The sequence below is a fragment of the Citrobacter sp. S55_ASV_140 genome (assembly GCF_018919505.1).
GTDB lineage: Bacteria > Pseudomonadota > Gammaproteobacteria > Enterobacterales > Enterobacteriaceae > Citrobacter > Citrobacter werkmanii.
The window spans coordinates 1-9747 of record NZ_JAHLQZ010000155.1 but is presented as its reverse complement, the minus strand read 5'-3'; the positions used below and the strand labels follow the sequence as shown (position 1 = coordinate 9747).

Here is a 9747-nt window from a genome sequence, read left to right as displayed (position 1 = left end):
GTTGCAGGGCGTGGTGGAAAAAGGCGGCGATCTGCGTGTCGAAGTCGCCGACACCAATGAAAGCAAAGAGCTGGTTAAGTTCTGCCGTAAATTTACCGTACCGCTGCGCGCGGCGCTGCGCGAAGCGGGCGTACTGGCAAAATATGAAACGCCGAAACGTCCGGTGGTTCATGTTTTCTTTATCGCCCCTGGCTGTTGTTATACCGGTTATTCCTGGCCTGACAATAACTCCCCGTTCTACATGGGTATTCCGCGCCTGAAGTTCCCGGCCGATGCGCCGAGCCGCTCAACGCTGAAGCTGGAAGAGGCGCTGCATGTGTTCATTCCAGAAGATGAGTGGGACGAGCGTCTGGCCAACGGCATGTATGCCGTGGATTTAGGCGCATGTCCGGGCGGTTGGACCTATCAACTGGTTAAACGCAACATGTGGGTTTATTCCGTGGATAATGGTCCGATGGCGCAAAGCCTGATGGATACAGGGCAGGTCACCTGGTTGCGCGAAGACGGATTTAAGTATCGCCCGAATCGTAACAACATCTCATGGATGGTGTGCGACATGGTGGAGAAGCCGGCGAAGGTTGCCGCGCTGATGGCGCAGTGGCTGGTCAACGGCTGGTGTCGCGAGACGATCTTCAACCTCAAGCTGCCGATGAAAAAACGTTATGAAGAGGTATCGCAGAATCTGGCCTATATCCAGGCACAGCTTGATGAGCATGGCGTCAATGCCCAGATGCAGGCGCGTCAGTTGTATCATGATCGGGAAGAAGTGACCGTACACGTGCGTCGTCTGTGGGCTGCCGTCGGCGGTCGCCGGGACGAGCGATAACGCTAAACATAGACCGGATGGCGGCGTAAACGTCTTATCCGGTCTATGTTGTTTCAATCAGCTGCGTATCTGACACGATATGCGTCACATCATCCAGACGCCCAATCCGGACCTCCCCGGAACGATTAAACTTACTTTTATCGATCAGCAATAAAGATTGCGATGCGCGCTTAAGCAGAATGGATTTGAAGTCTGCGTTGGTGGCATTGGAGTCCCAGAGCGTGCCGTCGCTGTCGATCCCTTCGCAGGAAAAAATAAATAGATCGATATCGAGGGATTTTAGCTGCGAGATGAGCGCGGAATTAACATAACAGCCGTATTTACGTTCAAGGCGACCGCCAGAGCTAATGAGCTGAATGTGTTCGCGTTTTGTCAATTCCTGGCAAATGGGTTGGCTGTTGGTAAAAACCTGAATGTCGATGTCCGGTAGCTGACGTGCCAGATACCAGCAGGTTGAGCTGGCGTCTAAGGCGATCACCATTCCTTCTTCAATCCATGCCAGCGCTTCCCGCGCAATATCCGCTTTGTGCGCATAGTGGCTTTTGAGTCGAATATGAAACGGGTCGCCACTGTCCTGATTTTTCCGGTGAATGGCCTTGGCCCGTCCATGATTGCGTAGCACTTTGCCCTGGGTTTGTAATTCACTGAGATCGCGGCGGATGGTCTCTTTGCTGACGTTAAGCTGCAAAGACAGGGCTTCGGTTGTCAGGCTTTTGTGGTGGGTAAGCAGATCTACGATGGCCTGCTGGCGCGCCGCTTTCATGTTCTGATCCTCATTTTATGCAGAATGCCCGTACCAGACGGGCATGCTGACCAGAGATTATGGCGTTACCCCTTTTTTTAAAAGAATATTCCCGTACTTTGCCCGTTCTCCTGTGATAACGATCGCAAACGCCTTTTGCGCGCGTTCGTAAAAGGCATAACGGTCAATACGCGTGATGTCTGGGCAGGGGGTCTGTAAGGAAAGCGCCTGGCGATAGCGAGCCTCGACGTCAGGATCGAGAGCGTCGCCTTCTACTGCCGCCATCATCACCAGCGGCGGGGCGTAGCTGTCCAGTTCAAAAAGCGGAATAATCGCCTGCAGCAGATCGCTGACCAGCAGACCGTCGGCGCGAATCACCTGCGGTCCCATGCTGTGAGCCGGAAAATGGGCATCGGAAAAGATAATCTCATCGCCGTGACCCATTTCAGCCAGCACCTTCAGCAGGTCGGGAGAAATTAAGGGTGATATCGTTTTGAGCATGTTACTCGACTCCTGTCAGTTCAGATTCGGTTTGCGGATAGAAGTAACGGTACTGGTAGCTCACCTGGGCACGAGCCTGTTCCGGGGTGGTAAATTCACCCATACCTGACCAGGCAAACATTGCGGCGCCTGCCACGGTGGTTTCGGCGTCATCCAGCACTTTGACAGGGATCCCGAGAACGTTAGCTTTAATCTGGTTCCACAATGCGTTACGGCTGCCCCCGCCAACCAATAACAATTCAGAGGCCTGGAAATGACCGATTTTTTCCAGCGTGTGCAAATTCTGCTGCAACTGTTCTGTCAGTCCTTCCAGCGCGGCGCGATAAAAATGCCCGCGGGTGGTATTGAGCGTAACCCCTTGCCAGCCCGCATTCTGAGAGGCCAGCAGGTTGCAGTGCATCTTGACGCCTTCTGCGCCAGCAGGAATGGACCGGGCTTCGTCAATCAGCGTCTGCCAGGGCGTTTCGACAGTCCAAAACAGCTTACGCACCCATTCGAGTACGCCGGAGGCCAGCCACTGCATGCCGGGATTGTACAGTCCGGCCTGGCTGTCTAATTCACAAGTGGAACCCGCATAACGGCTGAGCAGAGAGGTGTTCACCTGCGCACTGCGCACCATCAGAATTTCCCATGTACCGGAAGAGAGCACCGGTTCGTCTGGCTGAGCCCCCGCGCCAAACAGCGCAAACTGCGTGTCGTGCCCGGCAGATATCACCGGAATACCCACTGGCAGCCCGAGCAGGCTGGCGGCCTCGTGTTGCAGTGCCCCAATCTGTTCGCCCGCTTCCACCAGACGTGGAAACAGTCGGCGCGGTATGCCGGTTGCCTGCAAAATGTCATCACTGAAATCGCGCTGCTGGATGTTCAGCATCTGGCTGGTGCCCGCCATAGTGATATCTGTGGTGAACTCGCCGGTTAAACGGTGGTTGATAAGCGACGAAATAAACAGCCAGGCGTGTGCCTGTTCGAGCAGTTGTGGATGGTTTTCTTTCAGCCACACCAGTTTATACAGCGTATTGAAGCTGAACGCGCCGACGCCGGAGATTTCCTGCAGTTGCTGCGGCGACATGTAGCGATGGATATTTTCCATCACTGCTGCGGTGCGCGGGCATTTCCAACTGATTACCGGATATAACTGTTTGCCGTGTTGATCGACCAGCGTACCGTCTACGCCGAAGGTGGTGACGGCGATCCCACAGATACGACAATTGGCCAGTTGCGTAGAGAGCCGCTGACAGCAGTCGGCGAAGCGTTGCAAAATGGCCTCCAGCGACCACTGATGCCAGGCCCCGTTTTCTGCGGCAATATCACTGGCGTTGGGCGTTGAGGCGCGGGCGATAATTTTTCCCTGTCGGTCAACGGCAATGGCCCGCACGTTGGTCGCGCCGCAGTCGAGTACCAGGATAACGTCTTGTTTCATAACAACTCCTGAAACGCTACCGGATGGCGCTGCGCTTATCCGGCCTAAGGTTCACTCGTCCGTAGGCCCGGTAAGCTTGCGCCACCGGGCAAAGCCACATTAACGTTTATACAGCGGGCCGTAGTTTTGGCAGGCACGATAATCCTGGCCTTCGCTATCCATACCGTGGGCTGCCCAGGCTGAAGGACGATAGATTTTTTCGTCTTCCACGTTGTGCATGCAAACCGGAATACGCAGCATGGCGGCAAGCGTAATAAAGTCTGCGCCGACGTGGCCAATCGTCAGCACACCGTGGTTTGCGCCCCAGTTAGCCATGACGGAATAGACATCGCTGAATGGACCTTTACCGGTTAAGCGCGGGGCAAACCAGGTGGTCGGCCAGGTCGAGTTGGTACGCGCATCAAGCTGAGCATGCACCTCTTTTGGTAACTCCACGCTCCAGCCTTCGGCGATTTGCAGAACCGGTCCTAACCCTTTGATAATATTGATGCGAGTCATGGTGAATGGCACACCGCCCTCGGTCAGGAAGCGAGAGGAGTAACCGCCGCCGCGGAAGTATTCGTGAATAGCCGGACACCATTCGGTCGCCGCCAGACAATCATCGGCCTCTTTCTGTGAGATTTCCCAGTGCGGCTTCATGGTTGGTTTACCTGCGCCATCGCGCTGCTTGCAAGAGCCGTCCAGGGCTGCCGATCCAGAGTTGATCAGGTGAATAATGCCGTGCTCAGCCAGCCCGGTCAGCGGTTTACCCGTGACACGCTCCACCGCCTCTGGCGACCAGTAGGTGCGCACATCAGCAAAAACCTGTGCTGTACCAGTGAGTTGGTGACCAAACAGCATCGCTACGCCGTTGAGACTGTCGTTTTCAGTCGCGACAACAAACGGTTCACGCACACCATTCCAGTCGAAGGAGCTGTTCAGCAGTGCTTCGGCAGTGTCGCCGTTTGGATATTGATCCGTCCAGTGACGCTGGCCCTGGAAGCCCGCGGCAATCGCGTTGTAACCCAGCGATTCTTCAACACGACCTTTGTCTGCTAACTTCTGATTGCCTTGCATCATGTCGCGGATGCACATCGCCATCAGCAGGCTTTCTTTCAGTACCGCGCGGCTCTGCTCTTCGTTACGCTTATACTGTTGGGCGTTCTGATCTTCGCCGTAGCGGAAATGCTTGTCTGCCCACGCCAGTGCGATATCCAGTTCAGCTTCGTCATAAATTTTCTGATCAATTCTACGGCGAAGTTCAGTCATATCAACAGGTTGAACCTTCATTCCCAGCCAGGATTCAAAGAAGTTATGATCGACAATAGAACCGGCAATGCCCATAGAAACGCCGCCTACGGATAAATAGCTTTTACCTTTCATACTGGCAACGGCTAAGCCCGCCCGGGTGAAACGCAGCAGTTTTTCTTCGACGTCGGCGGGGATGGTGGTGTCGCCGGCATCCTGTACGTCGTGACCGTAAATGGAGAACGCGGGCAGACCTTTTTGATTATGCGCAGCCAGCGCGGCAGCAAGATAAACGGCGCCAGGGCGTTCTGTGCCGTTAAAGCCCCAGATAGCTTTCGGACGCATCGGATCCATGTCGATGGTTTCGCTGCCGTAACACCAGCAGGGGGTAACGGTAATCGTTACGCCAACATTTTGGCTGCTGAACTTTTCTTCACAGGCTGCGGATTCCGCCAGACCGGCAATACAGGTGTCGGCAATTACACATTCAATTTGTGCGCCACAGGCATGGCGAAGTTTTTCCGTAATAAGCGCGGCGGTGGCTTTCGCCATATTCATGGTTTGCTCTTCAAGCGACTCACGTACCCCCATACGACGGCCATCAATAACCGGGCGGATACCAATCTTCGGTAAGCTATTTTTTCTCATTCGAGGTTCCTCATCTCACTTTGTGCCGTGCTGCAAAAGCGGATGTTGGACACCACTGTCGCAGTTGGCTGAATTACCCATTTTTGCTAACTCGAGTTAGCTTAGGTATTGGAGAGTTTTTTACACAACTTTTTTGTTATGGAACTGTGAGAGGCTTCACGAGAAGTGGTTAAAATTCGATCTGCGTCAAATAAACAAATACGCAGATTTTTAATAAAAACCTTTTAAATCATAATCATATAATAAATTGTCTGTTCAGCATCACAGTTTTAAACCAAATGATTTGGCTAATTTGAGTAGCTAAAATAGCTTTAAAAGGCACTTCGCTAACTCGAGTTAGCATGATTGATAAAACGCATATGAACTTGTAAGTAGTATTCGCATTAACGGTGACGATGGCTCTCTGGCAATCTTGTTTTCGCCTGATTCACTGACTGCAGTTTCTGTATATTGAGGAAAGCAGCAATGTCTGAAACATTTTTACAGATGAGTCATATTACGAAACGTTTTCCCGGCGTATTAGCGTTGAGTAATGTGGATTTTGCTTTACACAAAGGTGAGGTTCATGCGCTGCTGGGTGAGAATGGCGCAGGAAAATCTACGTTGATGAAGATCTTATCCGGTGTTTATCAGCCTGATGAAGGGGAGATTATTTTTGAGGGGCAGCCGGTTACTTTCGCTAACCCGTTAAGTGCGCAAAGTGCAGGTATCACGATTATTCATCAGGAATTTAACCTATTCCCTGAACTCACCGTTGAAGAAAATATATTTATTGGCAGGGAGTTTTGCAAAAATAATCGCTGGCGTCTGGACGAAAAACAACAGCGGCAGGCTGCGATCGATATTTTGCAAAAGTTAAACCTGAATATCGCCCCAGACACGCTGGTTGCCGATCTGACCGTTGCTCAACAACAAATGGTTGAGATAGCTAAAGCGATATCGGTCAATGCCAAGATTCTTATTATGGATGAACCTACAGCGGCACTGACGGAAACGGAAATCGACAGCTTGTTTCAGGTAACCCGTTTATTGAAAGAACAGGGGACTGGCATTGTTTACATTTCGCACCGACTGGAGGAGCTGGCGCTGATAGCCGATCGCGCTACGGTAATGCGCGATGGGCAGTTTATTGCCACCGTGGATTATGATGCGGTCAAAATTAGCGACCTGATTGCCATGATGGTCGGGCGTGACCTCGGTAATATTTATCCTCGCCGTGAACCTTTGGCTCAACGTAAGCCCGTGTTGGAAGTGAGTGGGCTGACGCGTAATGGTGTATTGAACAATATTGATTTCACGCTTTACCAAGGAGAAATCCTGGGCTTCGCCGGTCTGATGGGCGCAGGGCGTACTGAGCTGGCGCGGGCGATTTTTGGCGCGGATCCCATTGATGGTGGAACCCTTAAGCTGAACGGTAAAGTTACGGTGATTAAAGATATTCCTGATGCTATCCAACAGGGTATCAGCTATTTAACCGAGGACAGGAAAAAAGAGGGACTGGCATTAGGACTGTCCGTTGAGCGCAATATTATGTTGGGCAATTACCCTGAGTATTCCGATCGTTTTGGCAATGTGGACAGCAAACGTTGCCAGAAAACCAGCGAGGAACAGGTTAAAGCCCTACGTATTAAAACACCACATTTAGAGCAAGCCGCCTTGAATTTAAGTGGTGGTAATCAGCAGAAAATTATTATTGCCCGATGGGTGTGTAAAGACACCGATATTCTCATCTTTGATGAACCCACTCGCGGGATTGATGTGGGGGCCAAGCTTGAAATTTATGAATTAATGAATCGGCTGGTGGCAAAAGGGAAATCAATTATCATGATCTCCTCTGAATTACCGGAAGTGCTGGGTATGTGCGATCGCATTTTAGTGATGCGTAATGGGCGTATTACCGGGGAGCTAGCTTCTGATGACGCCACACAAGAAAAAATCATGCAATATGCGACGTTAGAGGACTAACTTATGACTATCTCTGTAACCTCTTCAGACAGCAATAATAAGAAAATAAAAATTAACAAAGAACTTTTAATGCGCCTTGCGCCACTTTTAAGTCTGATTATTTTGGTAATATTTTTTAGTTTTGGTTCGCCATTTTTCTTTAATACTGAAAACATTATGACAATTGCCCTGCAAACCTCGGTGATTGGCATTATGGCAATTGGCGTTACCTTCGTCATTATCACTTCAGGGATCGACCTTTCTCTCGGTTCAGTCGTGGCATTTTCTGGTGTCGCGGTAGGTATCTGCGCCACGCTGGGATTGCCTCTGCCCGTCTGTATTCTTGCGGGTGTACTGGCTGGAGGATTATGCGGCTATATCAATGGTCTGCTGGTCACCAAAATGACTATCCCGCCTTTTATCGCCACGCTGGGTCTGATGATGTCCGTCAGAGGTATCAATATGGTGATGACCGATGGCCGCGCGATTTACTTCGCTGATTACCCCACCTTCAAAATGCTGGCCCAGGGACGGTTGTTTGATGTGCTGCCCTATCCCGTTTTTTACCTGGTGGTGGTGGCGCTCATCGCCGCGTACATCCTGAAGAAAACGGTGATAGGCCGCTATGTTTACGCGGTGGGCAGTAATGAGGTGGCGGCACATCTTTCCGGGATTAAAGTGCAGCGCGTGAAAATTTTCGTCTACGCCTTTTGTGGTCTGCTGACCGGGATTGCCGGGGTCATTCTGGCCTCACGTTTAAACTCCGGGCAGCCAACGGTCGGTGTGGGTTATGAGCTGGAAGCTATCGCGGCGGTTGTTATTGGCGGTACCAGTCTGATGGGCGGGATTGGCACCATCGGCGGCACCATCATTGGCGCATTCATTATGAGCGTGTTGAAAAATGGTCTGAACCTGATGGGGGTTTCCCAGTTCTGGCAAATGGTGGCCATGGGGGTAGTGGTCATTGCTGCGGTTTATCTCGACACATTACGCAAAAAAATTCGTTGATTTACGCTCCCGGAAGTCACGGGACATCATAACCCTGACGTTTAGGGTGACTCACTCAGAACGGAGTAAAACAATGAGAACCAGGAATTTTGTCTATGCGTTATCCCTGCTGGCCTGTATGACATCCAGCGTTTTGGCTAAAGATATGAATCTTCCCGTGGTCAGTAAAGGTTTCCAGCATGAATTCTGGCAAACCGTAAAAATGGGGACGGAAGCGGCAGCAAAAGAGTTGGGTGACAAAACCAGCTACGTGGGCCCGGCGGATGAAACTCAGATTGCCGAGCAGATTCAGTTAGTTGAAAACGCGATGGCGCAAAAACCTAATGGACTATTACTGGCCGCGTTAGATGCCAATGCGCTGGCGCCATTAGTTGAGACCGCAAATTCACGCGGCATTAAAGTTGTGACCTTTGACTCCGGTGTGAATTCTGATATTCCGGTCAGTTTTGTCGCCACGAATAACCGTAAAGCCGGGGCTGAAGCGGCAGACGCGCTGGCAGCGGAAGTGGGCAACAAAGGAAAAGTGGGCATTATTGCGCACGTAGCAGGGACCTCCTCAGCGATTGAGCGTTCAGAAGGGTTTATTGCCCGCATGAAGGAGAAATATCCGGATATCCAGGTGCTACCGGTCCAGTATAGCGATGGCGATCCGCAAAAAGCGATGGATAAAACCATCGATATGATTCAGGCCAACCCGGATATTGCAGGGATTTATGGCACGAATGAAGGCTCAACGCTCGGCGTAGCAAACGCAATTGATAGTCAAAACCTGAAAGGCAAAGTGAAGGTGATTGGTTTTGACAGCACCGAGGCCATTATTGCCTTCCTGAAGTCCGGGGTGATTCAGGGCTTTGTTGTGCAGGACGCCTACCAGATTGGCTATCAGGGTATCAAGACGCTGAAAGCGGCGGTATCCGGTCAGTCTGTACCAAAAGAGATTGATATTCCGGTGAAATTCGTTAGTGCGAAGAACATTGATACCCCAGAAATTGACAAGCTGTTACACCCATTCGGTAAAAAATAAGAGCGTTGGGGCGAGGTACTCGCCCCACTATTAGCTAACGTCAGGGAGTTACTATGAGCAGTGGATATTTCCTCGGTGTGGATGTCGGCTCTGCCAGTGTCAGGGCGGGTGTGTTCGATGCCAGCGGCAAACGTCTGGCCTTTGCGACACGCCCTATCTCGCAGTTTCGACCCGGCCCCGCTCGGGTTGAGCAGTCATCTGCAGAAATCTGGCAGCAGGTTTGCGATGCGGTTAAGGGGGCAGTATCGTCATCCGGGATCTGCATTGAGGATATCCGTTCACTGGGATTCGATGCCACTTGTTCATTGGTGGCTCTCGACGAGCAGGGGCAGGGCCTGGCGGTTTCACCAGGCGAACCATCAGACCATAACATCATTATGTGGATGGATCATCGCGCGGTGCAGGAA

9 protein-coding genes are annotated in these 9747 nt (G+C 51.5%); 5 read left to right on the top strand and 4 right to left on the bottom strand.

Annotated elements, in window-relative coordinates; genetic code table 11:
- A partial coding sequence (rlmM, locus tag KQJ18_RS18200) for a 23S rRNA (cytidine(2498)-2'-O)-methyltransferase RlmM (RefSeq protein ID WP_216422447.1) occupies positions 1-826 on the top strand: 826 nt, incomplete at its 5' end.
- A gap of 43 nt (positions 827-869) precedes the next feature.
- Here the strand turns inward: rlmM and fucR are convergent.
- The 4 genes from fucR to fucI form a co-directional block, all read right to left on the bottom strand.
- Positions 870-1589 carry an L-fucose operon activator gene (gene fucR, locus KQJ18_RS18195; RefSeq protein ID WP_085048804.1) on the bottom strand — a complete coding sequence of 240 codons (720 nt, stop codon included), beginning with the start codon at positions 1587-1589 and terminating at the stop codon, positions 870-872.
- Between the two features lie 57 nt (positions 1590-1646).
- A complete protein-coding gene (gene fucU, locus KQJ18_RS18190) occupies positions 1647-2069 on the bottom strand; it encodes an L-fucose mutarotase (protein WP_006686989.1) in 423 nt (140 codons plus the stop codon).
- A 1-nt stretch (position 2070) separates the two neighbouring features.
- The gene (fucK, locus tag KQJ18_RS18185; protein ID WP_216422445.1) at positions 2071-3489 is read right to left on the bottom strand and encodes an L-fuculokinase; all 1419 of its coding nucleotides are present in this window, start codon (positions 3487-3489) and stop codon (positions 2071-2073) included.
- A gap of 99 nt (positions 3490-3588) precedes the next feature.
- On the bottom strand, positions 3589-5364 hold the full coding sequence (gene fucI, locus KQJ18_RS18180) for an L-fucose isomerase (protein WP_087856950.1): 1776 nt from the start codon (positions 5362-5364) through the stop codon (positions 3589-3591).
- A gap of 465 nt (positions 5365-5829) precedes the next feature.
- On the opposite strand from fucI, the gene KQJ18_RS18175 reads away from it, so the two are divergent.
- From KQJ18_RS18175 to KQJ18_RS18160, 4 genes are all read left to right on the top strand, one after another.
- On the top strand, positions 5830-7329 hold the full coding sequence (locus KQJ18_RS18175; protein ID WP_069324532.1) for a sugar ABC transporter ATP-binding protein: 1500 nt from the start codon (positions 5830-5832) through the stop codon (positions 7327-7329).
- A gap of 3 nt (positions 7330-7332) precedes the next feature.
- Positions 7333-8316, top strand: a complete 984-nt coding sequence (locus tag KQJ18_RS18170; RefSeq protein ID WP_087856949.1) for an ABC transporter permease — start codon at positions 7333-7335, stop codon at positions 8314-8316.
- 73 nt (positions 8317-8389) lie between these two features.
- Positions 8390-9340 (top strand): ABC transporter substrate-binding protein, encoded by a 951-nt coding sequence (locus KQJ18_RS18165; RefSeq protein ID WP_216422443.1) that lies wholly within the window; start codon positions 8390-8392, stop codon positions 9338-9340.
- 53 nt (positions 9341-9393) lie between these two features.
- On the top strand, positions 9394-9747 hold a 354-nt coding region (locus tag KQJ18_RS18160; protein WP_253297520.1), incomplete at its 3' end, for an FGGY family carbohydrate kinase.

What these genes read in the sequence shown, in the direction of transcription:
- fucR (WP_085048804.1), bottom strand. Translation starts at nt 1,589, where the DNA reads ATGAAAGCGGCGCGCCAGCAGGCCATCGTAGATCTGCTTACCCACCAC.
- fucU (WP_006686989.1), bottom strand. Translation starts at nt 2,069, where the DNA reads ATGCTCAAAACGATATCACCCTTAATTTCTCCCGACCTGCTGAAGGTG.
- fucK (WP_216422445.1), bottom strand. Translation starts at nt 3,489, where the DNA reads ATGAAACAAGACGTTATCCTGGTACTCGACTGCGGCGCGACCAACGTG.
- fucI (WP_087856950.1), bottom strand. Translation starts at nt 5,364, where the DNA reads ATGAGAAAAAATAGCTTACCGAAGATTGGTATCCGCCCGGTTATTGAT.
- KQJ18_RS18175 (WP_069324532.1), top strand. Translation starts at nt 5,830, where the DNA reads ATGTCTGAAACATTTTTACAGATGAGTCATATTACGAAACGTTTTCCC.
- KQJ18_RS18170 (WP_087856949.1), top strand. Translation starts at nt 7,333, where the DNA reads ATGACTATCTCTGTAACCTCTTCAGACAGCAATAATAAGAAAATAAAA.
- KQJ18_RS18165 (WP_216422443.1), top strand. Translation starts at nt 8,390, where the DNA reads ATGAGAACCAGGAATTTTGTCTATGCGTTATCCCTGCTGGCCTGTATG.